Source organism: Mycobacterium sp. FW102-FHT13B02, from assembly GCF_058790275.1.
The window spans coordinates 63,555-86,471 of record NZ_JBYTCM010000026.1 but is presented as its reverse complement, the minus strand read 5'-3'; the positions used below and the strand labels follow the sequence as shown (position 1 = coordinate 86,471).

Genomic DNA, 22,917 nt, shown 5'->3' with positions numbered 1-22,917 from the left:
CGCAACCTACAACGAGACATTCGCAACGTCACTCGCAACCTAAGTCGAGACTTCGCAACCTTCACTGGGACCAGACAACCGCCGCCTGCCGCCTCCCGACACCGCCCCCGGCCGCCCTGCGTCCATCACACCTAGTGCATTCAGGTCACGGTTTGGTAACGGCCTCGAAATGACCGTCGCGGCAAGACATACCGGATTCCTACGTTCGACCTTGGGGTGAAACCACGATGATGGGCTTGCACAAACTGACCGCGGGCGATGGGTACTTGTACCTCATTCGCCAGGTCGCGGCCTCCGATGACACTGCCCGCGGCAAGTCCACCCTCGCCGACTACTACAGCGAGAAAGGTGAAGCCCCGGGACGCTGGGTCGGCTCCGGACTCGCCGCACTCGGGCAGCCGGTCAGCCGTGACCCCCACGACCCCCTGGTAGCCGAACTCTGGTCTGTTGCAGCAGGTTCGGAAGTCAACGAAGCGCAGATGAAAGCCCTGTTCGGTGAGGGATTGCACCCCAATGCCGACAAGATCACCGGGCACCTCACCGGTAAAGGCCTCGGCCACAAAGGCGCCATCGCCGCGGCCCGGCTCGGCCGGCCCTTTCGGATCAACACCACCGAGACCGAATTCGTCGAGCGACTCAAAGAGGTCTACGCCACCTACAACCTCACCATCGACGCGGCAGAAAACGCCGCCATCGCCCCCGACATCAAAGCCCGGCTACGCACGAGCCTCGGCCGCGAGATGTTCACCGAAGCGCACGGCCGGCCCCCGGCCGATGACCGCGAACTCACCGGATACATTGCCCGCCAAACCCGTTCGCAGACCACCGCGGTCGCGGGCTTTGACCTGACATTCACCCCGGTCAAGTCCGTCTCGGCGCTGTGGGCCATCGCGCCCCGCCCCATCGCCGCCAAAATCCAGGCATGCCACGACGAGGCTGTGGCAGCGACGCTGGCCTACATCGAACGCAATGCCGCGTTCTCCCGCATGGGCGCCGACGGCGTGGAGCAGGTCAACACCACCGGCCTGATCGGTGCGGCATTCACCCACCGCGATTCGCGCGCTGGGGATCCCAACTTGCACACCCATGTCGCGATCAGCAACAAGGTGTGCGCCCTCGGCCCGGACGGTATCCCCCGCTGGCTCGCCCTCGACGGCGAACCGCTCTACAAGATCAAAGTGTCGGCCTCGGAGTTCTACAACACCTACATGGAAATGGCGACCATGCGGGATGTGCACGTGCGGTTCGAAGAGGACGGAAAAGTCGACCGCAACGGCAAACGCCCCGTGCGTGAAATCGTCGGTATGCCAGCCGAATTGAACGCACTGTGGTCCTCGCGTACCGCCGCGATTATCAACCGCGTGGCCGAGCTGGCCAAGAAGTTCCAACAGGAGCATTCCCGCGAACCGACGGTGGTCGAATTCTTGGCGCTGTCCCAGCAGGCCAACCTGGACACTCGGCAAGCCAAACACGAACCCCGCTCGGAGGCTGAACAGCGCCACGCCTGGCAGACCCAGGCCCTGGAAGTCTTGGGCAGCCAGCGCGCCGTGACCAAACTGATCACCGCCGTCACCGGCCATGGGCGGCACCGCCCGACAAAGGTCAACGCGCAGTGGATTTCTGAGCAGGCTGAGGCGGTCATCCGGACCGTGTCGCACCATCGTGCGACCTGGCAGATCAACCACATTCGCGCTGAGGCCCAACGTCGCATGCGTTACACCGATCACGTCGCCGATCTGGGAGTGGCTGACGCCGTCGTCGAGGCGGCACTCGACAAGCTCAGCGTGGCCATTACCCGTCACGCGGACACCGAAATGAACGAGCCAGACGCGCTGCGGCGGGCCGATGGCACCAGTGTCTACAAGCGCCACAACAGCACGGTCTACACCAGTGCGGCGATCCTGGCCGCCGAGGAACGCATCATCGCTGCGGCGAAGATGACCGGCGGCCGCGTCGTCGACGAGGAAAGCATCGGCATCGCCCTGCTGGAAGCCCATGCCCAGAACGGCATCAGCCTCAACCCGGGCCAAGTCGAAATGGTTCGGAAAATGGCCACCTCGGGGGCCCGGCTCCAACTGGCATTGGCACCGGCCGGAACCGGGAAAACCACTGCCATGGCCGCGCTATCGGCTGCATGGCGCAACACCGGCGGCAATGTCATCGGCCTGGCGCCGACCGCGGTGGCCGCCGAGGTCCTCGGTGAAGACCTTGGCGCCGACTCGGACACCCTGGCCAAGTTCGTCCACCTCACCGGCCGGATTCCCGGCCCGCCCGCGGCGCTCAATGATCCGGCGCGCAAGTGGTTCCGCCGCATCAACGACCGTTCCTTGTTGATCATCGACGAGGCCGGAATGGCGTCCACCGAAGAACTCGACATCGTCATCGACTACGCGCTGTCCAAGGGCGCCAGCGTGCGACTGGTCGGCGACGATCGCCAGCTGGCGTCAGTGTCTGCCGGCGGGGTCTTGCGTGACATCGCTCAGGTCGTGGCCGTGCTCACCTTGACCACCGTTGTGCGCTTCGGTGACACCGAACGCGGACGGGCCGAAGGCGCCGCCAGTTTGGCGCTGCGCGACGGGGATCCGGCGGCCATCGGCTTCTATATCGACCACCAGCGCGTGCACGTTGGCGCCGATGACACCGCCGCTGATCTGGCCTACCAAGCCTGGTCCGCGGACCGTCACGCGGGCCTGGATTCCATCCTCATTGCTGCTACCAATCCTCGGGTCGCCGAACTCAACGAACGGGCACGTCTGGATCGCCTCAAGCGCGAAAACACCCGCGTCGGGCGCACCGTCACCCTGTCGGACGGGCTGACCGCCTCCGCTGGGGACTGGATCGCCACACGCTCGAACGCCCGCTGGCTGCGCACCGAGTCCGGCAAGTGGGTCAAAAACGGTCAGCGTTGGCGCATCGTGCGGGTCGGTAGAGACGGTTCCCTGACGGTCCGGCCGCTGCGCGGAAAATCCTTCAAAGATGTTCGGCTACCCGCCAAATACATCGCCGAACACGTGACCTTGGGCTACGCCTCCACGATCAACACGAACCAAGGCACCACCGCCGACATTGCCCGCGTCGTCGGGTCCGACGAGTTGACCCGCGAAGCGCTCTATGTGGCCCTCACCCGTGGTCGCAAAGAAAACCACGTCTACTTCTCCACCAGTGAAGCCGATCCGCATCGCATCCTGACCGAAAAGGCCGTTCGCCCACCGACCGCCGTCGACATCCTGACCACCATCCTCGGCCGGGTCGGCGCGCAGCTTTCGGCGCACAGTGCGATCGACGCCGAACAAGACCCTGCGGCCCGGCTGCACGATGCCGCCGCCATGTACACCGACGCCATGACCGCCGGTGCGCTGCACACCGCTGGGGCCGGGACCATCGCGGCCATCGACGCCGCTGCGACCGCGCACCCCGGGGTGCCCGGCCTCACCGACAGCGAAGCCTGGCCAGTCCTGCGCCGCACCCTGGCCGTGCTCGCCCTCGAAGGCATCGACCCGGTGGCCGCGCTGCACCATGCGGCCACCGACCCACTGGGCAATGTCTCCGATCCAGCCGCCGTCCTCGATGCGCGTCTGCACGCCCATCACGACAAGCCCGGCCCCCTGCTCTGGCTCACCGCCGCCCCCGATGTGCTGGCCACCCACCCCACCTGGGGCCCGTACCTCGCCTCCCGGGCGGCCCTGGTGACCGATCTGGCGCACCAGGTCCGCACCGAGGCCCTGTCCTGGGACGCCGCCCACACCCCCGAATGGGCCCGCCCGATCCCCGACCGCCAGCGCGAGCTCGCCGCGGAAATCGCGGTGTTCCGCGCCTCCCACAGCGTGGACGAAGCCGACACTCGAGTCACCGGTCCACCGCAGCACCGCACCCGGTCCGCGGCGGTGCAGCGCCTCATCCACAACCGTCTCGATGACGCGATCACCCGCGAAAAGCCCGGCGCCGCACGCTGGCGCCCGCTCGCCGAAACCCTCGCGCCCCGGATCACCCTGGACCCGTACTGGCCGACCCTGGCCGACAAGCTCGACGACGCCGCCCGCGCCGGGGTGGACATCCCCACGCTGCTCGCCGAAGCCATCGACAACCACGGGCCCCTGCCCGACGAACTGCCCGCCGCCGCCATGTGGTGGCGCCTGTCGGGACCACTGTCCACACCCACACTGCACCAAGCGGGAAGCACACTGCGGCCCGCCTGGACCGCCGACCTGCACCATTTACTCGGCACCCCGATCGCCGACGTGGTCACGGCCGACCCCTACTGGCCGTCGCTGGTGGCCGCTGTCGCCGCATCGGGATGGCCACCGGCAGACATGCTCGCCGCAGCCGTCGAGCACATCCACGACATCGCCCACACCGAAATCGTCCGACCCGACGAATACGCCCGAATCCTGACCTATCGCGTCGAACTACTCAGCCACCACCCCGACCGCGACATCCCCCACCCGGCCGAAACTGCCGAGGCCGCAACCACACTCGACGGACTAATCGACGAAGCCGACCTCTACGACACCCTTGACGACGATCAACTCCCGCCCGACCTAGAGCACTATTCGGAAAGTTTCGCCGACGACGACCTGTCCGGCCGCGACTTCGATGACCTGCCCGCGGTCCGGCCCAGCGCCGCGCCAGTCCTGATCGACATTCCTGCGCTTCGGGCCCGCCGCGACGCCGCCCGCGCCCGCCTGGCAGCCCTGCGCCAGGCCATCCTGAGCACCACCGGTGGGCCCGCCGAACAAGCCATCGCCGCCGACATCGCCGCGCTTCGCGTGCAGTTTGACGACCAGCGTGCCCACCACCACGCGCTGGCGCACGCCCACGCCGAGTGGGTCAGTGCCGTCAGCGGCGCCGAGGCACACCACCGGCTACTGGACCGCCTCACTGCGGCCGCCGACGAAGCCGCCGGCCTCGGCGATGACGCCGGCGAACGGTCCTACCGCGACTATCACGCAATCCTGTCCGCACAGACCACGGCGGTCGACGCGGCCGCCATCGCGGCCGACGAACGCCACCAGCAGGCCTACGCCGATCTGGTGGAACACGTCGGCGGACCGGACAAGATCGTCACCGAACGCGATATCGAACACCGACGCCTCGCGGCGATCCAGGCGGACGCCGCCGCCCTCACCGTGGCCCGCCACGAAGCGGTCGATCTGGACAACCAGCTATTCCGCGCGGAAGCCGCCGCGGCACGGTCCTTCGCCGAACACACCCGCACCCACCCCAACGCGACGGTAGGCACCCTCTCCGCCACCGCTGCAGTGGACGTGGACGCCCTGCGTGCCGAAGTCGAGTTCCTGCAAGCCGCCGACGCCAAGAGCTTCGCCGCCGCCCACGATTACCGGTCCCGCCCCGAGACCACCACCGCATTCACGACCATCGACCACGACACCCGCACGGCACTCATGTCAATCCTCGCCGGAGACAACGCCATTCAGGTACTGCACCTGCACGCCGACGCGGACAAGGCCGGGGCCCTGCAGGCCATCGCGACCGCGACCGAAGACGCCGGCCATAAAGTCCTGGCGCTGCCCGGCAGCGTCGACGCCGGGCTCTACCACGCCGACCACCCTTACGCCCCCGGCGCCCATCGCACCAACGATCGCCTCAACGCCCTCGCGCCTGGCAGTGTGGTCATCGTCGACGACGCGGACCACCTCGGCCCCGCGCATCTGAAGTCGCTGGCCACCAACGCCGAAACGACCAACACCAAAATTGTCCTGGTCACCGGAACCACCCCCGGCCCCAGCCGAGACATTCTCAACGCCGCACACAAGCACCTACCGTGGTCACAGACCGTCGGAACACCAGAGCCCGGCCACCAAGTGCCCGACACGGCTATCGACCGCGCACAGCAGTCCCTGGACACCAGCAACCCAGACGTTCGCGAGGCAGCCCAGGAACTGCTCGAACGCCACGCCGAGCTGCAGCACACCCGGCAGACTGTGCCCAGCCGCGGCGCCAGGAGCGAGCAGACACGCCAGCAGGACCGGGGACTCGAACTCTGATCACCGAGGCGGCGTCACAGGGGAGGATTTGAGAATGGGTGTGGATGCCGACTTGTCTGCGCGGTGGTACCCCCTGCGGGAGTGGGCTTTTTGCTCGGACGCCGCGGCGGTCTCGCCCGCCGCGCGTGAATTGCTGGGCGGGATCGAACCCCAGAATCGGGTGAATCGTCGTGAACTGTTGGCACTAGCGCTGCTCGCTGTATCGGTAAATCATGACCGTCTGGCCGAGGAGTTCGCCGTGCGCAGCTTCCTTGGGCCCGACGTCTCGCTCGACGCGTTGGTCGTACGGCAGGAACACCTCACGAGCGAAACGATCGGAACCTCGGGGCCGTTGCGGACGCTGGGTGTACTGGTCAGCGAATCGCTTCCCGATTCCGTGAGGTCGCGTATCCATCGGAGCACAGAACCGCCCTGGGCTATTGCGCTTGGCTGGCGCCGGGACGCTGAGGTGGTCTGGCTGGCGGCGGTCCGTTTCGGTCACCTCGCGCAGACCATCGCCCAGGCGCTCGGGCTCGACGAGACAGTGCACTTTTATCGGTATCTGCCCGCCAAATGCTCGATACACCCCACGGGGGTGTTGCCCAACGACATTGCGTGCGTGAATGAACCGTGGCTGGAGGGCACCGAGCGAATGCTCAGCTACGTCGAGGACGGCTTACACATCTATGAAGTGACGGTGCCGCCTGCCGGGATTGTCGCTGTTGCGCATCACAATCCGAGTCACGCTCACCGGGAGCATCCCGCCAATTTCAGTGCGGAATCGGGCCATCCGGTGGTCACCGCCTATCCGCCACTGGCGCGGTTCGCGCCGGACCACTACATCGGCCCTCGCCGGTTGGCGCGGTGGCGGCGGGTCACACCTGCCGCGGTTCGCAACCATCATTCTGGGTGAGCGTTCATTGCCTCTCGGCAGCTTTGCAGGCAGTGGGCTTTGTACGCGCGGTATTCGGAGCGAAACTCACCGAAGGCGCGGCCGAGCCAGTAGAGGAGCAAGGCAGTGCCGCCGATCATCACCGCGAGGGCCAGCAGCGCCCAATTGAGCTCAGAGTCAGTCATAAGGGCCGACGCTAGGCCGCTTCGAATCTTAGGGCTACCGGCACCGACGTACGGGGCTCGCGCACGTCATCGAAACGATGTGGTGTGCTTGGCTATCCGGTTTTGTCGGACCTATCTAGGACACTGGTGCCATGACCGATTCCGGGCTTCGTCAGTGGCGTGGAGTGAAGCCGGTCGCGGCTCCCTCGGGGGTTGCGGTCGAGACCCGGCTGCGGACGACACCTGTCGATGATCGGGTGCTGGATGTGGTGGCCGAGCATTTGGGCCAGTTGCGTAGGGCTGATCTGGCGGCGGTGTGCCGGCCTGTCCCGGTCGATCCGGCACTGGATGCCGAGCAGCGCCGGAAGGTACGCCGGGACCGGCTCAATGCCCGCAAGAAAGCCTTGACGGCGCTGTCGTCAGCTCGGTGGGCCAACGCGATCATCGCCGGCAACGATGACCAGTACCGGTTGGCCCGCGAGGCGCAGTACCGGCACATTGGCGGGTTGCGGTCGGCGATCGCCACCATCGAGACCCGCTTAGCCGCGCCCACCGCCGATCTGCTCACCGTCAGCGAGCGCAAGACCCAGCGAAAGGCCAAGTCCACCAAAGGCTATGCCAGCCAAGTGGAACGCTTTCAGAAGCAGCGCCGCGTCCAGCATCTGCGCGGCGAGCTCGCCCGGGCGGAACAGGACCGTGCGGCAGGCCGGGTGCACGTAGTGGAAGGCGGCAAACGCCTCGCCCACACCCGCCACCACCTCGATGCGGCGGGTCTGACCGAAACGCAGTGGCGCCAGCGGTGGGACGCGTCGCGGTGGCGGATCCGGGCCACCGGCTCACCGGATGAACCGTTCGGCAACCTGACGCTCACCGTCACCCCATCCGGTCAGGTCAGTGTCCGGTTGCCGAAACCGTTGGAACACTTGGCGAATGCCCCCCGCGGCCGGTACCTCCTGTCCGGGGTGGCGGTGTTCAGCCACCACGGTGAGGCGTGGGCGCAGCGGATCACCGGCGGGAACTCGATCTCCTACACGCTCACCCGTAAGACTGGCCGGGCCGGGGTATATCTGACGGGGTCGTGGGCGATCCCGGCGCTGCCGTACTCGGCCGGCCGCCACGACACCGCACCCGGCGACGTCGTCGTTGCGTCGGGCTCGGTGGTTGGGGTTGATCTGAATGATGGGCATCTGGCGGTGCGCCGCCTCGATGTGCACGGAAATCCGGTTGGGGCGCCCGGACGGATCGACGTCGACCTCACCGGCAGCACGTCGCGCCGGGACGCCCAGGTCCGCCACGCCATCACCCAACTTTTGCACTACACCCGCGGGCACGGCATCACCACGATCGCGGTCGAGGACCTGAACTTCGCTGATGCCCGCACCACCGGCCGGGAGACCATGGGCCGAGGGCAGCGGGGAAAATGGTTCCGCCGCACCGTATCCGGGATACCGACCGCGGTGTTCCGCAACCGCCTGGCCGCGATGGCCGCGCATGCCGGTATCGAACTGTTGGCGGTCAATCCCGCCTACTCCAGTATCTGGGGTGGCCAGCATTGGCAGCGCCCCTACACGAACGTCACCCGGCACCAGGCAGCAGCCACGGTGATCGGGCGTCGCGCTCAAGGCCTATCGGCCCGGCGTCGGAAAGGTGTGACACCGCAGCGACCAGAGGATCGCCCGGTGAGAGCTACCAACCAGACCAGACCGAACAGCCCCACAGTGACCGGAAGCCGACACGAGCCAGGGACCCGGGGACCCAGATCCCGACGCCCCACCTCGCCTCGCAACGAACACGGCAACCGGGCCGGGCAACCGTTACCCCGGCACCATTGGCCAACAACGGCCAACTCCAGCTGTAACGGTACTGAATGAAGCCCGGCCCGCGCTGCAGGTCGGGCACCGATGTGTCACGGAAACTGATCTGCCGACGCAATGCTTCGGGCAGGTCAATAGCGTCAAGGTCCTCGTTGAGCGAGTCCGCGTGCACCCACTCGTCACTTGTCACGGTCACCTTGGATAACCAATCTGCTGAGATGCCACAGCTAAAGTTCGATCCCATAGTCGCGACCGTCATCGCGGTTCGCCGATCGCCAGGTTCCTGAGTGAAGTCTGGTGTACTCAGTGATCAGGCTGTCGCGCTCGCTAAGGATCTCGGTAATCTGCGCGGCCTGAGGACCATCAGGGGCTAGGCCGATGCTGTCGGCTGCGGAACTCAAGGCGGTCCGCGCCGCGGCCTGGACGCGCTCGCCCAGTGCCTGCGCCCATGGAAGATTCTCTTGAAGAACCGCCACCAGTGCCCGCCCTGGAGTGGGCTCGCTCATGGCCCCAGTGATCATGACCAGCTTGCTGTTGGTCTCGCCGGCCGCGGCCATCGCACCGCGCAGAGTTTGAGGGCTCAGCCGGTCAGCGTCGTCGAGGATGACCAATGCACCTTGAGATGGAGCCCATTCGTCGTCGGCTATCTGAGCATCCATGTCGGCGCCGGTCACTCGTGACAGCGAAAGTCGTTGGTCGGCAGCCCAATTGACCGATTCGGCGCTGCACGGAACCAGGACCGCCGTGGCCTTGCTGTTGTGCGCCGCCGCGGCCAATGCAGCGACCACGCCCGCCTTGTCCGCGCCGGTCCCCAGTTGCAGGCAGTGCACCGCCTGTGCGCTGTCGGCCACCGCGGCCGCGGCCGCGCGCTGTCGGCCGTCACCACTGCCCGCCGGCAGTGCGCCATACATCGCGGCGGGACTGCGCACGCCTGCCGCAGCCAGGTTCTCGACCTCATCGCGGGCGGCCGCCAGGTCGATCCACGGAGGTGCTGCCGCAGCTTGTTTCTCGGCGTAGGCCAGCGCATTTTCCCGTTCCTGTTGCCGCACGGCATCACGCAGGGACTCGGCGTCAAGGAACCCCGATTCTTCCAGCAGATACGGGGTGGGGTTGAGTAACAGGGTCCATCCTGGCTCGCGGCCGCGTTCGTTCATCCGCTCGGCGGCGGCCTCTCGTGCGGCGACCGCCTCGGCGCTTTCCGATGCCAGCCGCAGTTCCAAGGTCAGCGACGCCAACTCGGCCTGTCGGTCGGTCAGCTCAGCGACCTGATCGAACGGGCCGGGCGGGTGCTCCAACAAGTCGTCGAGTTCGTCCTGGTCCCGCACCAGTTCGGCGGCCAGCGTGGCCCGGTGATGAGGCAAGTCGGCGTACATGTTGTCCAGCCGGGTCAACAGACCGCGGGCCTTAGCCCCGCTTTGATCACCCGCGGTTGCCATGAGGTCATCACGTTTGATGTCCGAAACCCGCGATGGCACAGCCAGTCTCAGCAACAGCCGGTCGTTGGTCAGGTCGCGGGCTGCCAGCACGTCGACCCCGTCGACGGTCGCCCCGAGCGGCATGTACTCCGAGGCGCCTTTGTCTCGACCCGCGGCGAATGCCTTCCTGCACGCGGCGGCCAGCCGCTCGGCCAGTACCGAACGGTCGCTGTAGCGCTGGCCGTCAATGGCGATGGACGGAGTTGACTGGGCCGCGGCTGCCCGCTCGGCGACCGGGATGAGGGAGTCCAAGTTGCGCTGTTTGATCGGGATGGTTCGCTCGTGGGTGCTGACCACCCAGTCGCGGCGCCGCGTGGCTTCATGGTGGGCGCGTTCCAGTGCTTGCAGTCGCCGCACTTCGTCGTCGAGCTGGACCTGCCGCAGATACCGCGGGTCACCCGTGGACAGCGCCTTGGCTTCCGCCGCGGCCGCGCCGAGGTCACCGCCGGAGAGGTCCTCGATTTCCAAGTCCGACACTTCATTGCGCCGCACCTGCTCAACGAACAAGGTCTTGGCTTCCACCTTCTGCCACATCACCGTGTCATAGGACGATTCGGTGACAAACGAGGAAATTTCGACTTCGTCGTTCTGATTGCCTTGCCGCAGGATTCTGCCCTCGCGTTGTTCCAGATCCGCTGGGCGCCAAGGGACGTCGACGTGCATGAGGTGTGCGAGGCGGGCTTGCACGTTCCAGCCTGTCCCCATTTTCTCTGTACTGCCAATGAGTACGGACACGTCGCCATTGATGCATTGCTCGCGCAGGATGGTGATTTCGCTGGGCTTGCGGGCTTCGTGCACAAACCGCACCTCGGCGGCCGGTACCCCGCGGGCGACCAGTTCGTCCTTGATGGCCTGGTACATGTTGAAGCCGCCACCGTCTTTCGGTGTGCCACGGTCGCAGAACGCCAATTGGAAGCATCCCGGCTTGGCCATCGGCTCACCGGACAAGGGGTCGATGTAAATCTTGTCGGCGTGCCGGCGACGGACGTCCATGATGCGGTCGGCGACCGCCGCGGCCCGGGTGTGCTCAGGTGCGTCGAGTCCAGCCATCCGAGGATCGAGGGAGACGTTCCTGCCGTCGCTGGCGATCTTCAGAATGTTGTCGCGCCGTGGGTTTTTCGCATCCAAGTGCTCGGCGCGGAACCCTAAATCGGCGATGAAGTCCACCACTTCGATTGACGGCTTGAGCGCAACCACCTGCCGCTGGCCGCCGGCGAGTGTGGGCAGCTTGACCGGCACCTGATCGCGGGTGACCACGTCGGAGAATGCCGCCGAGAGGGCCAGCAGCTCCGGCAAATTCGTGAACTTCCCGACTTTGGTCACCGGCCGCAGCTTGGTTCCGGTTGCGTTCATCTCCACGCTGGTGTTGCTGGCCGTGAACGTCGCCCCCCAGTCCCCCAGCTCCGATACTCCCGCGGCCTCCAACAGGTCCGGCCGCAGGAACGTTTGCATCACCCACAGTTCGCCCAACGAGTTCGCGATGGGCGTGCCCGTGGCAAAGCACGCCACCCGCTCGACGATGCGATGCCGCGGAATCCCGGCGGCGAGGCCTTCGTCGCGCCGACGATCGCGCAGGATCCGCAGTTTCAGCGCCAAGTCGGTCGCCCGGTCCGATCCATCTGAGCAGTTCAGTTCGTCGATGTTGCTGATGCGCTGCAGGTTCTTGTAATAGTGCGCCTCGTCCACGAACAGGTAGTCCGCACCGGAGTTTTCGAACTGTAGACCGGTGTCTTTGCGGTCTTGGGCGGTCATCTTCTCCAGGCGTTCCTGGGAGTTTTTGAGCGCCTTTTCGATGGCTTTCTTGGTCCGGGGTGCCTGTGCGCCTTCGAGCTGTTGGCGCAGTGTCGAGACCTGATCGGCGATGAAGTCGGCGCGCAGCGTGTCCGACACCCCGATCGCGGTGAACCCGGATTCGGGCACGATGACCATGTCCCAGTCCGAGGCGGCGGTTTGGGCGATGAACCGGCGCCGGCCCTCCGCTGTCGTTGTTCCGGATCCGACCAGCACGTTGGCGGCGGGATACCACTGTTTGGCTTCGCGCCCAACCTGTTCCACGATCGAGTTGGGAACCACGATCCACGGTTGCTTGACCAAGCCCAGGCGTTTGAGCTCATAGGCGCCCATCACCATCGAGCCCGTCTTGCCGGCGCCGACGACGTGATCGAGCAGAACCGTTGGCTCGCTGATGATTCGGGCGACGGCATCACGCTGGTACGGGTGTGGGGTGAAGGTGTCCGACAGGCCCGGCAGTCGCAGGTGGGTGCCGTCATACCGCGGTGCGCGCAAGGAATTGAACCGGCGGTTGTACTCGGCGACCAGCTTGTCGCGGCGGGCCTCGTCGGCAAAGGCCCATCGGGCGAATTCCTCGGAAATCTTGGTGGCTTTCGCCTGCGCCGCGAACGTTGCCTTCTCGTCGAGAACGCCCTTCTCCGTGACCGAGACGCTGCGCGAATTGCAGACGGCCTCAAGTAGACTCACCGCGTCGCAGCCGGTGTGGTCCATGCCCCAGGTCTCGGTCATCAACCGGCCGCCGCGCTTGTCTTTGGGGACATCCACGGTCCACGATCCGCTGACATGATCGACAGTTACCGACCGGACGCCGAACGTCTCCCGGACGAACTGAGCCACCATGACCGGTGCGATCCAGGGCACTCCCGGGCGCACCCGAATCTGTTCTGCCGTACGGTCTTCGGGCATCACCGCCCGCAGCGCCCGCACGTAGTCGCGGTAGATCGGATTGGTCGCCGCAGCCTTCTCGGCGGCCGCTAGCTTGTCGCGCACATTGCCCGACAGGGCCACGCTCGCCGGGATCAGTTCGTCGGCGTCGTGGACGCTGGGCCAGACCAGATCACCGAGAAGGTCTCGCGCGGTGTCCTCGTCGACATCGAGCAACTCGCCAACCAATTCCAGGTCCACGCGCTGGAGCCGGTCCATGCTCAGCGCCAGCGCCTCCTCCGGGCTGGCGGCGCTGGTGACTTCGCGGGCGGCGGTCAGTTGATCGGTCGAGAAGATGGTGGCCTTGTATGCCTGCCCGGTGGCCTCTTCGAACTTCTCCAGCGCGGAGACCACGCCCCACCCGGGGTCATAGCGCATCCCGCCGTCGAGGTGGCGGCGCACTTTGTACGGCTCGGCGGCCTTCCACGATTTGAAGTCCCATTCGTCGAGCAGCCGCTGCGGAACAGGCCCCCGGTAAGGCCGGCCGTCCTCACCTTCCTTGGCGCGCCACTTGGCTTCCCGTTTGGCCATCGCCTCGTCGTGCTTTTCTTGGGTGATGTCTTTGGGAATGACCCACGTGAACCTGTTAACGGGACCATATTTGGCGACGTAGGTGTCGTAGAGGTGATTGAGGTGCCCGCGCAGTGCGTTGCGTTCGGAGACGGGACGGCCGGTGCTCTCCGATTCGATCAAACTGTTGGCGGCATCGCGCAGCTCGATGAGTCGGCGGGTTTCTGCGATCTGCGTTTTCGCCGTCTTTTTGGGGACCCAGGAATGTTTGGTGCGATATTCGATGCTCTTGGTCGACTCGTTGTAGCGCAGCGTGTACAGCGGCGTGTCCGGGCCGCGGTCGGCTGCCGTCAGCAGGCCAGCGTTGAACGATTTCGGATCCACTACCGTCAAATCTGCGGCCGTCGCGGTCAGGCCCGCGCCGCGGGCGACCGCGTCATCGATCAGGATGTTCAGGCGTGCGCCCATGCGCGCGGCCAGCTCGTCGCCGACCGGGCCGTGCACGATCAACTGGGGCGAGCCGTTGATACCGCGGCCGAATGCCGGTGTGCCCAAGATGTTTTCGGGGTGCTCAAGGAAGTAGGCGTTGATCCTCACTGGGGTGGCGCTGTCGTCGCCGTCGTCGAGGGCCATTTTGGCGGTGTCGATCCACAGCGGCCGCTCCCCGGCGGCTAACGGCTCTGTACGCCGGCGCAGCACCAGCAGGTCGGTGACCACGTCGGTACCGGCCACCCGGCTAAAAGCCTTGGATGGAAGGCGCACCGCCGCAACAAGATCAGCGCGGTCGGCCATGTCACGGCGGGCGCCGTCCTCCATGGCGTCCATGGTGTAACGACTGGTGAGGACCGCGACGTACCCGCCCGGCGCGGTCAGTGCCAAGGCTTTGATGATGAAGTGGTTGTGGATGGTGTGGCGCTGCGGATTGTGCGCCGGATCGTGCACCGCGAATTTGCCGAACGGGACGTTTCCGACCGTGGCAACGAAGCTGTCCTCAGGTACCCGGGTGGTTTCAAAGCCTTCGTGGCGGACCTGGGCGCTGGGATAGAGGGCGGCGGCGACCGCGGCGGTGATGTCGTCGTTCTCCACCCCGACCATGACCGCCGAATCGGGGGCCTGTCCTATGAAAGTGCCACTGCCACAACCGGGTTCAAGCACACGCCCACCCGTGAATCCGGCCCGCTGCAGGGCTTGCCAGATCGTTTGGGCCAGTGCCGGGTCGGTGTAATGGGCGTTGAGCACCGAGGCTTGGGCGTGGTCGTACTGCTCGCGGGTCAGCAACTCGCGCACCTGGTCACGCTCGGCGGTGAACGACTCGTCCCGGCGGTCGAATACGCCCGGGATGGCGCCCCATCCCGACCACGCGGCCAGCGACCGCTGTTCGGCGACGGTCGCGAGCCGACCTGCCTGGCGCAGCCGTGCCAAGACGTCGATGGCGGCGATGTTCGCGCGGGCGCGGGCTTTGGCGCCCGAGGGCACCCAGATATCAGTTCCGGGACGAAAATCGCCGGGGCTCAGCAGATTCGAGTCCGTGTCCGCGGGCCGTGCATCGTCGACCGGAACCTCAGTGTCGGCGGGTGCGGCCGGTGGCGCCGCTGGGGCGGTCGTCGGCGGCAGGGGTGCGCCGCCTGGGTCGATGATGCGCGGGTCGGTGGGTTGCGCGCCCTCGTCGAACAGCGAGGGCTGGCCGGTTACCGGGCGGGCAGGCCGTCCGCGCGCAGGTCCGCGTACACCATCTGCGCCAGTTGAGCGGCCAGCGGGTCGGTCCGGTCCGCCGGGAGCGTCAACGCGTCCTCGGCCCGGGCCGCGATCAGGTATTCCGCCTTGATCCGGAACAGGTCCGAAAAGTCCGGGGCCGGCCACACCGCCGCGACCAGGTCCACCTGGTCCTCGGTCGGTTCGGTCCGGTACTGGGTGTGTGTCCAGCGCCGGTCCCACGACACCTGACTGTGGTCGGGCATCGGGGGCAGGTTTTCGGGCTCCGGTTCGTCCGGTTCCGGTGGAATCAGTTCGTACAGTTCCTGGGTCAACACGATTTCCTTGGCCTGATTGGTCGCGTTGTTGACCAGGCCCACCTTGGTCATATAGTCCGGGTGATCGCCGTGCCGGCTGATCCAGTCCTGCACGAATTGCTCGGCCATCTGCGCTGCCAGTTCGCCCACCTGACGACTGAGCCGGCCCGCTTCGCGATCCAGGAACCCTTGCTGTTGCTGAGGTGTCCACTCCGGCGGCAGCAGGTGGTGGCTGGTGTACACCTGCTCCACGAGTTCCTGTATCTCTGGGCTGCTCACCGTCGGCACCCCCTTCCGCCAGAATGCTGAACAGATCCGGCTGGTCCGCGTTGTCGTTGTGCCTGCGACCCATATCGTCCTCATCGCATTGTCGGAATCATATGTTGTGTTGCTGTTGCGCACCGGGAGCTCCTTTGCCTGCGTTCTCGATGTCAGACCGCAGCTCGGCAGGCGCCGTGGCGCCAGTTCTGCACCAACGAGCCATCAAGGCCGGACGCGGCGAGCGACTCCACGTTCGCGCGGCCGTAGGCGATCAGGCATGACGGGGCCCCACTGTTGGCTGCGGCGCGGGCCCCGTCGGGGCGGTGAAAGTACAGGCGCCCGTGCAAAAACAGCACGCCGTCGGCCTTCCCCCACACTTCCCTCACGAACCCGGCCGTCTCGGTGCGGGCGAACACCAGCGCCACCCCGTCGCCGTGGGCCGCCAACTTGGCCAGCCAGTGCCACGCCTGCTGCCCGTAGGGCGGGTTGAGCCACACCCGACCGCACCACGGTTGGGTCAGGCCATCAACCGGAAGGGTGTAGTGCCGGGCGGCGGTCGGCCACACCGACGGGTCCGGCGCCGAGCACGGGTCCAGATCGAACGGGCCCAGGGCGTCCAGGATCGGTCTCGGGGTCAGCCAGATGTCCGTGCCCATGCGGGCGGACTGGTGACTGCCCATGGCCCGCGGGCCTGCGGCGGTCATGTGCGGGCCTCTGCCGGTGCACCCGTGCGGGCATCGTCAGGGTCGGCGAGGAACGGGTGGCCTTGCAGCGCCGCGGTGGCCATGTCGGCCGCGGTCAGTTGTGGCCATCGCGCCCGATCGCGGCCGGCGGCGTGCCAGGGGCAGCCTTGGCCACCGCATCCCACCGGGGCGTCGCAGACCAAGCTGTGGTGGTAGGGGCATCCGGCGCGGTACCGCTCGACAGCGGCGCGCAGCGACGGATGTGCCGGGGTTTTCAGCACGATCGTGGAGGTAATGGTGTGGCATTGCCATTGGCTCGGGGCGACCCCGATGTTGGCCAATTCTTCTGCGACGGTGTCGAGTTCGGTGCGGGTGAGGGTGCACAGTGGTGGGCCGCTGTTGACCGGAACCCAGTGCGGGATGTCCGCGTCGACGACGATCAGGGGGTTGCCACGGTCGCCGCCGGTCGGCAGGAACCGCAGGTGCCGGCCCACCGCGGCCAGGCGGGCCCCGCCCGGCTCGACCAATGCGTCGGTCGGTTGTTCGGTGGCGTAGAGCCATCGCAGCCCCACCGATAACGCTGCATCGAGGGTGACGCGGGCAAAGCTGGCGCTGGTCATGGCACTGCTCCTTGTGGCGGGGGTTAGGTGAGGCTGATGCGATACCCGGTGAGGGGAACCGCTGGCACGCAACCGAATTGACTGGCGTGTGCCAGGGCGTCAATGACCGCGGCGGCGCGCAGGACGCGCCGCCGCGGCCGCAGGTGGCCGCACGTGCAGGCGGCTTGATGGGCGAAGCGTTGTCTGGTTGCGACCACGACAGTGCCGGTGTGCGCTGGTGCGCACGCCACGCTGTCCGGCTGTGTCTGGGTGGTCATGCCGCCGCCGCTGTCGTGCCGCCGACCGCCTGGCGCATGACCAGTCGAATCGAGTCCGCCTGCGGGGCGGCCAGTGTGACCGCGCCAAGCCATGCCCGGGACAGGTAGTTGTAGCCCATCGTGTCGCGGGACAGTGCCTCGGTGACGTCGGTCGCGGCGGCCAGGTCGGCGCGGCTGAGCAGGGCTTGTACCCAGTTCAGCCCGAGGCCATTGCCTTGTGGTGAGGCCGCGTACAGCACCGCCGCGAGCGGGACCGCCGCCGCCTCGCGCCAGATCGCGTATGTGGGCGCCGGATCGGTGAGCGCGAGCAGGCGGGCGGCCACGTCCAGTGCGTCGGTCGGCGTGGCGATGCGGCGGGTGGGGTCGATGGTGGTCATTGGTAGCTCCTTACCGAATGTGGTTGTGGTGGCTGTTATTTGCCGTGGCCGCTGGCGGCGTGCCGGGGGGCGTCGCCGTGGGTTGCCGCTGCGCTGTGTGTCGCCGGTTTCCCGGGGGCCGCCGCATGTTTGGGCCCGTGCGCCGGCGCCGCGGCGGGGGTGGCGGTGCCGGCAGTGGGCCGAGCTGCGGTGCTCGCGCTGGGTGCTGGTCGTGCGTGCCGGGCGGCCGGGGTTGTCGCGGTGGCGGGGTTGGCGGTGATCGCTTTGGCAGCGCTGTGTGTTGCGGCCAGCGGCGCGGCGGTTTTGGCGGCGGGGGTTTTGGTGGCGGCGGCGCTGAGGGCGCCCACCACTGAGGCGCCTGCGCCCAGCAGTCCGGCGATGCCATTGAGTCCGGCGGACACTGCCGCCGCGCCGGCGCGCACGGCCGTGTTGAACACCGCCGCTACCCCGTAGACCGCGTTGGCGACCAGCGCCGGAGTACCCACGGCCTGGAGCATCCCCGCAGCCAGCTGGGCGACCCCGTTGCTCAGGGCGGTCACGACGTCAGCGCCCGTGGTGGTCAAGGTGGCGGCCGTGCGGAACGGCAGCGGGAGCAATCCGGTGCCGAGGGTGACCAGGGTTCCGGGAACAGTGGTCGCGACCCCGGCGGCCAGCGCCCCGGCGGCCGTGACGTAGCTGCCCACCGACAGCGGCGCCGACCCGATGGCCGTCAGTGCGGTCTGGATCGCCCCACTGGTGGATCCGGTTCCCAGCCAGGCAGTGGTGACGTTGTGGCCGGCGGTGGCCAGGACACCCAAGGCTCCGGTGGCCAGGTCGGCTACTGCGGCTGTGCCGCCGTTGATCCCGGCCAGGAGGGCGTTCAGTGGGGCGGTGACCACGCCCTGCACGGCGGTGATCAGCCCGTTGATTTCCGGGACCCCGATGACGTTCTGGGCCGTGGCGACCAGCTGGTTGGCTGCGGCGACGACGTTGCTGATCTGTGCGGTGACGCCGGTGAGAAGTGTTGCGCCGCCGGTGATCAGGTTATCTCCCAAGTCCAGCGCGGCGGTGATGCCCGCGTGCACCAGGTTGGCGCCGATGGTGACCGGCGCGGCCAGCAGTTCGGCGTAGTTGGCGGGGTTGTTGATGGTGTCGGTGACCGCGGCCAAGGCCACCGACGCCGACCCCGTCAGTGTCGAGGTCAGCAGTGTGCTGACCTGCTCGACGGTCAAGTCGACCGTGGTGTTGGTGGCAGAGACAGTGCCGGCCAGCTGGGACAGTCCCCCGCTGGTGAGCGTCTGCAGGGAGGTGAGGACGCGGCTGAGCAGTGGGTCAGAGGCCGAGGAGGTGATCAGTGTCTGCCAAAACGACGTGTTGAGTCCGGCCGCGGTGGACAGAACATCGGCGATGCTCTGTCCGGGGACCGCGGCGGCCGCGGTGATGGCCGCGTCAGCGGAATTCAGGGCGGTGTTGACGTTGGCGATCAGGGCCGACACCGCGCCGGGGTCGATCAACGCTTTCAGGTCGACGCCGGTGGTGCGGGTGGGGACCAGGTCAGGCAATGCGAGTGGGTGCGGCGCCGGCGTGGTCAGGGGTGCCAGTGCCACCGTGGTGGCCGCTGTCACGGCGATACCGGCGCGCAGGTAGGGGCGGACGGAAGCTTCCATCAGTACAGCCTTTCGATTCGATAGTGGTAATTCCCAACGCCATTGGTGGTGGGCGGTGGTTCTGCAGACGCTGGTGCGCCGAGCGCGGCGGCCGAGGTCGCAGCGGCGTCGCGCGGGCACCCTCGGGTGGGGTCGGTCGCAGCCGCTCCCGGTGGGCACGACGCGGATACGGTGAACGGGTCGACCGGGTTGATGAGGTCAACAACCCAGGTCAGGAAGCCGCCGATGACCTGGCCGATCATCCATACCGCGCCGATCAAGGCGACGATCAGGCCGCTGAGCCAGGGGCCGCGCCGAGTTTTCATTGGTCCTCCCCGCATCCGCCGCCGAACTGGGTCCACGGCACCAAACGTCCACTGCGGCAACGAAACCCCCAGTGCTGCACTTTCGGCCCGGTGATCACCAGGGTCCAGCAGCGCGACGACGCGCCCGTGGGTATTTCGATGCGGTGGTAGAACCGGGCGGGCCGCACAACCACCGACCCGGCGCGCCGGGTCCGCGTCCCGTGTTCGGTGTGTTCGATGTAGCTGCCGCGCAGCATGATCGACACGAACGACCACGGGTGGTTGTGCAGGGCGTCGGGGTCATCGGATGCGGTGAACGCATGCAGGTAAAGGTTCGCGAATTTGTTGTGCGGCAACAGGAACCACCGACGCATATAGGGATCGCCTGCGGGGCCGATGATCTGGTGCGGGCGCCCCCGCAGCAAGCTGCTCAGCCAGGACGTGGCCTCGGGCCGACTGATCGAGGCGCTCATCGCGGTGCCTGGCTTGAGGTCGCCTGCCAGAACCGTTTACGTTGGCCGGGTGCCGCTACCGCCCGGACGGCGCCGCTGGCGGTCAGTTCCCGCAGGGCACTGTAAATCCGTTCGGCGGCAATCGGTTCGGTCCGCTCGTCGTTGACCAGCTCGCGGACTCTCGTGGTGCTGATGGCCGTGGGGTGCAGCTGAAGGGCCGCCAGTACGGCGTTCTGAACGGGGGTGCGGGCGGTCATGGCTGCGGCGTTCCGTTCATCACGGCGCGGGCGATCCGGTGGCGTTCGGCCAGGCGTTGCCACAGTGGCGGGGCGGCCTTGCGTTCGGCGGGGTCGGCCTTGAGTAGCCGGTGAATCGCATCGTCGTAGCGGTCCCGAAAACGCAGCCAGTCAGGGATTTCCGTCTGCACGCCAGCGGTGCCCCGCAGCAGTAGCCGGGCGTGCTCACTGTTGGTCGGGAGCAACCGTCGGTAGTCGATCGTGCTGCCCAGGTGCGACGACAGGGTCTTGGCGCCGGTGGCCTGGTCGAAGGTTTCTTGCCGCCGCGTGGTTTCCAGCGTCCACTCCTCGGCCCGCCGCAGCATGTCCATTTCTGCGGCGCCGAACATCACCAGCGCGCCAGGCAGAATGTCGCGCAACTCGCGCATATATGCTGCGCCGTACACGGTTTCGAACTGCGACGAGGCCTGCACGGCCAACATGAGGTTCACACCCAGCCCGCGACCTTCGCCGACGTGCCGTCGAAGTGCCGGCATCGGCGCGACGTTGGCCGCCTCGTCGACGATGATCAACAGCCGGTGGGTCATCTCGTTGCGCGAGGTTTTCCCTCGCCAAATCTTGATCAGGTGCTCCAGCAGGGTGACCGCGGCACCAGCAATTGACCCCTCCGGCGACGACAGCACGTACAACGTGGCATTCGGGTCTTCCAGGAACGCGTCGGTGAACGCGGGATCGTTAATCCCCCTCAGCGACAACCGCATCCACGGCATCACGGCCTTGCGCATCGTCAACGCGATGGAATCTCGTTGTTTCGGATCCATGTCCAAGGTCCGCATCAACGCGTTGTAGAACAGCGGCTTATCCTTCACGATTTCCGCTGCCCGCACCCAGCCCGGCTCGGTCGGAATTGCCTGTCCTTCTTCGGGTTTGGTCATGTTGTCCACGGCCAACAGGACCCAATCCATGCCCAGCCGATTGCCTTTGGGTGAGGCCGCGTACAGCATCCCCGCCAACGGGGCTTCGGAGTTGGACTCCCAGATTCCCGAGTCGGCGACCTTGTCGGCGCCCAGGCCCACCGAACTCATCGCCATCATGGTGTTGGCGGCGGTGACGGCTTGATCCGGCGTGGTAATCAGCGCAGTCGGATCGAACGAGAGCATCTGGATATCCGGGTAGTTGGTGTCGTAGTCCGGGCGCAGGTCGATCAAGCCGCTGGGCCCGTACCGCCGGGACATCACCAACTTGAACAGGTCGTCCTTGCTGGAGACGACCACGCACGGCCCGGCAGTCCAGAGCACCGCCGCCGGGGCGAGGATCCGCCTCGTCTTTCCGGTTTCGGTCGGCGCTGATACCAGGACATGTGCGGCCGACCGGGCCACGGTCAGTTCCTGAGCCTCGCCACTGCGGACGAAGCCGCAATACGGGGTCGCGGGCGGTCGGTATCCGAACGGCTCGGCCATCAGCGGTCCTTACCGATCGGCGTCCGTTCACCCGGCGGGTCCTGCTCACTGACCAGGAAAATGCCGGGCAGGGCCGCCTCGTCGGGGGTCAAGCCGAAATCGACGTGCTCGGAATTCTGCGGCGGCAACTTCGGCCACCAGTCCCGCGCCCCGTCGACAGCGAGCCAACCCTCCACAATCCCGTACATGCCGGCGGCCACCAGGGCTGCAGGAAGTTGGGCGAACAGGTACGGCACCACGACTGTCGCGGTGAGCGACGAGGGGTCCGGCTCGTAGAGCGCGGCAATCGGGAATCCGACGCAGACGGCGGACCACATGAACGCCGCCACCGGGTACGAACGCAGCTCCCCAGGAATTAACTGGATCACCGCCTTGTAGATGCCTTTACCTGCCGCCCACCCGATGGGAGCGAGCATCGCCAAAATTCCCACCAAAGCCCAGTCGCGTGCCCCGTACACCGTTTTAGGGACACGCTCCAAAAGGACGTGCATAACGTCATCGTCGGCCGGGTCGACACGCGCACCGGTTTTAATTGTGGCGCGGTCGCGTATTTGGCGGGCAAGAATTTCTTGCCGCCTTTTTTGAAACGTAAAAGACCGCTGATTACGGGCGATCCACTTACGCCGGATTTCGTCGAAGCGATCCTCAGGGAGCGACATCGGCGACCTCCCGCGAGGTCCGCTGCAGCCCAGCGTAAACGGTGTCCAACTGCTGCGCCACGGTCATTAGAAAGTCGCGCAATTCCGCGGCCGTCATGCTCACCGCCGCCGTCTCGTCCTGTTCGACAGCCTCGTCCAGTCGGGCAATCATGTCGTTTACCAGGTCAGATGAAGCCACGAGGGGCCGGCCGCCGCCGATGACCTTTGCCGCTGACCCGGGCTGCCAGTTCAACGCCACCTCGAGCCGGGCCAGGGTGCGCTCGGTCAACTCGCGGCCATCGTGCAGCGCCTTGTACAGCGTCGCCGGGGCCGGGCCGCCCGCTTTCCCGAGGTCGCCGCGCGACCACCGTAATTGTGCCAAGCGGTGCTGAATGTAGAACATCAGCCGCGGCATGCCGTCGTTGGGTATTGCAGTCACA

Annotated in this window: 17 protein-coding genes; 3 read left to right on the top strand and 14 right to left on the bottom strand. The window is 66.8% G+C overall.

The features are described 5' to 3' along the window. Positions 1-230 precede the first annotated feature (230 nt). On the top strand, positions 231-6,005 hold the full coding sequence (mobF, locus tag AC3WTE_RS28855) for a MobF family relaxase (RefSeq protein ID WP_492442887.1): 5,775 nt from the start codon (positions 231-233) through the stop codon (positions 6,003-6,005). A 34-nt stretch (positions 6,006-6,039) separates the two neighbouring features. Beyond that, positions 6,040-6,897, top strand: coding sequence for a hypothetical protein (locus tag AC3WTE_RS28850; RefSeq protein ID WP_492442886.1), 858 nt, complete (start codon positions 6,040-6,042; stop codon positions 6,895-6,897). Here AC3WTE_RS28850 and AC3WTE_RS28845 read toward each other — a convergent pair. Then, positions 6,885-7,061, bottom strand: coding sequence for a hypothetical protein (locus tag AC3WTE_RS28845; RefSeq protein ID WP_492442885.1), 177 nt, complete (start codon positions 7,059-7,061; stop codon positions 6,885-6,887). The genes AC3WTE_RS28850 and AC3WTE_RS28845 overlap by 13 nt on opposite strands. A gap of 131 nt (positions 7,062-7,192) precedes the next feature. Here AC3WTE_RS28845 and AC3WTE_RS28840 point away from each other — a divergent pair, with 131 nt between their 5' ends. After that, positions 7,193-8,911, top strand: a complete 1,719-nt coding sequence (locus tag AC3WTE_RS28840) for a transposase family protein (RefSeq protein ID WP_492442884.1) — start codon at positions 7,193-7,195, stop codon at positions 8,909-8,911. A 170-nt stretch (positions 8,912-9,081) separates the two neighbouring features. Here the strand turns inward: AC3WTE_RS28840 and AC3WTE_RS28835 are convergent, their stop codons facing one another. The 13 genes from AC3WTE_RS28835 to AC3WTE_RS28775 form a co-directional block, all read right to left on the bottom strand. Next, entirely contained in the window at positions 9,082-15,030 is a 5,949-nt protein-coding gene (locus AC3WTE_RS28835; protein WP_492442883.1) for a helicase-like domain-containing protein, read from the bottom strand. 212 nt (positions 15,031-15,242) lie between these two features. Beyond that, positions 15,243-15,842: a hypothetical protein gene (locus tag AC3WTE_RS28830; protein ID WP_492442882.1), complete on the bottom strand. Its 600-nt coding sequence runs from the start codon at positions 15,840-15,842 to the stop codon at positions 15,243-15,245. Between the two features lie 152 nt (positions 15,843-15,994). Next, on the bottom strand, positions 15,995-16,528 hold the full coding sequence (locus AC3WTE_RS28825; protein ID WP_492442881.1) for a DNA N-6-adenine-methyltransferase: 534 nt from the start codon (positions 16,526-16,528) through the stop codon (positions 15,995-15,997). Then, the gene (locus AC3WTE_RS28820; RefSeq protein WP_492442880.1) at positions 16,525-17,127 is read right to left on the bottom strand and encodes a hypothetical protein; all 603 of its coding nucleotides are present in this window, start codon (positions 17,125-17,127) and stop codon (positions 16,525-16,527) included. The genes AC3WTE_RS28825 and AC3WTE_RS28820 overlap by 4 nt, the downstream gene beginning before the upstream one ends. Before the next feature lie 23 nt (positions 17,128-17,150). Further along, positions 17,151-17,384 (bottom strand): hypothetical protein, encoded by a 234-nt coding sequence (locus AC3WTE_RS28815; protein ID WP_492442879.1) that lies wholly within the window; start codon positions 17,382-17,384, stop codon positions 17,151-17,153. After that, positions 17,381-17,761: a hypothetical protein gene (locus AC3WTE_RS28810; protein WP_492442878.1), complete on the bottom strand. Its 381-nt coding sequence runs from the start codon at positions 17,759-17,761 to the stop codon at positions 17,381-17,383. The genes AC3WTE_RS28815 and AC3WTE_RS28810 overlap by 4 nt, the downstream gene beginning before the upstream one ends. Before the next feature lie 35 nt (positions 17,762-17,796). Beyond that, positions 17,797-19,407, bottom strand: a complete 1,611-nt coding sequence (locus tag AC3WTE_RS28805; protein ID WP_492442877.1) for a hypothetical protein — start codon at positions 19,405-19,407, stop codon at positions 17,797-17,799. Continuing rightward, complete coding sequence (locus tag AC3WTE_RS28800) at positions 19,407-19,712, bottom strand: hypothetical protein (protein WP_492442876.1); 306 nt, start codon at positions 19,710-19,712, stop codon at positions 19,407-19,409. Before AC3WTE_RS28800 ends, AC3WTE_RS28805 begins: the two co-directional genes overlap by 1 nt. Then, a complete protein-coding gene (locus tag AC3WTE_RS28795) occupies positions 19,709-20,164 on the bottom strand; it encodes a hypothetical protein (protein ID WP_492442875.1) in 456 nt (151 codons plus the stop codon). The genes AC3WTE_RS28800 and AC3WTE_RS28795 overlap by 4 nt, the downstream gene beginning before the upstream one ends. Beyond that, positions 20,161-20,400, bottom strand: coding sequence for a hypothetical protein (locus tag AC3WTE_RS28790; RefSeq protein WP_492442874.1), 240 nt, complete (start codon positions 20,398-20,400; stop codon positions 20,161-20,163). The genes AC3WTE_RS28795 and AC3WTE_RS28790 overlap by 4 nt, the downstream gene beginning before the upstream one ends. Further along, positions 20,397-21,839, bottom strand: coding sequence for a type IV secretory system conjugative DNA transfer family protein (locus AC3WTE_RS28785; RefSeq protein ID WP_492442873.1), 1,443 nt, complete (start codon positions 21,837-21,839; stop codon positions 20,397-20,399). The genes AC3WTE_RS28790 and AC3WTE_RS28785 overlap by 4 nt, the downstream gene beginning before the upstream one ends. Continuing rightward, entirely contained in the window at positions 21,839-22,498 is a 660-nt protein-coding gene (locus AC3WTE_RS28780; protein ID WP_492442872.1) for a hypothetical protein, read from the bottom strand. The genes AC3WTE_RS28785 and AC3WTE_RS28780 overlap by 1 nt, the downstream gene beginning before the upstream one ends. Then, the gene (locus AC3WTE_RS28775) at positions 22,485-22,916 is read right to left on the bottom strand and encodes a hypothetical protein (RefSeq protein ID WP_492442871.1); all 432 of its coding nucleotides are present in this window, start codon (positions 22,914-22,916) and stop codon (positions 22,485-22,487) included. The genes AC3WTE_RS28780 and AC3WTE_RS28775 overlap by 14 nt, the downstream gene beginning before the upstream one ends. Between the last annotated feature and the right edge of the window lies 1 nt (position 22,917).

Coding starts and splice junctions, on each gene's coding strand:
- mobF (WP_492442887.1), top strand. CDS start 231: ATGGGCTTGCACAAACTGACCGCGGGCGATGGGTACTTGTACCTCATT.
- AC3WTE_RS28850 (WP_492442886.1), top strand. CDS start 6,040: ATGGGTGTGGATGCCGACTTGTCTGCGCGGTGGTACCCCCTGCGGGAG.
- AC3WTE_RS28845 (WP_492442885.1), bottom strand. CDS start 7,061: ATGACTGACTCTGAGCTCAATTGGGCGCTGCTGGCCCTCGCGGTGATG.
- AC3WTE_RS28840 (WP_492442884.1), top strand. CDS start 7,193: ATGACCGATTCCGGGCTTCGTCAGTGGCGTGGAGTGAAGCCGGTCGCG.
- AC3WTE_RS28825 (WP_492442881.1), bottom strand. CDS start 16,528: ATGACCGCCGCAGGCCCGCGGGCCATGGGCAGTCACCAGTCCGCCCGC.
- AC3WTE_RS28820 (WP_492442880.1), bottom strand. CDS start 17,127: ATGACCAGCGCCAGCTTTGCCCGCGTCACCCTCGATGCAGCGTTATCG.
- AC3WTE_RS28815 (WP_492442879.1), bottom strand. CDS start 17,384: ATGACCACCCAGACACAGCCGGACAGCGTGGCGTGCGCACCAGCGCAC.
- AC3WTE_RS28810 (WP_492442878.1), bottom strand. CDS start 17,761: ATGACCACCATCGACCCCACCCGCCGCATCGCCACGCCGACCGACGCA.
- AC3WTE_RS28805 (WP_492442877.1), bottom strand. CDS start 19,407: ATGGAAGCTTCCGTCCGCCCCTACCTGCGCGCCGGTATCGCCGTGACA.
- AC3WTE_RS28800 (WP_492442876.1), bottom strand. CDS start 19,712: ATGAAAACTCGGCGCGGCCCCTGGCTCAGCGGCCTGATCGTCGCCTTG.
- AC3WTE_RS28795 (WP_492442875.1), bottom strand. CDS start 20,164: ATGAGCGCCTCGATCAGTCGGCCCGAGGCCACGTCCTGGCTGAGCAGC.
- AC3WTE_RS28790 (WP_492442874.1), bottom strand. CDS start 20,400: ATGACCGCCCGCACCCCCGTTCAGAACGCCGTACTGGCGGCCCTTCAG.
- AC3WTE_RS28785 (WP_492442873.1), bottom strand. CDS start 21,839: ATGGCCGAGCCGTTCGGATACCGACCGCCCGCGACCCCGTATTGCGGC.
- AC3WTE_RS28780 (WP_492442872.1), bottom strand. CDS start 22,498: ATGTCGCTCCCTGAGGATCGCTTCGACGAAATCCGGCGTAAGTGGATC.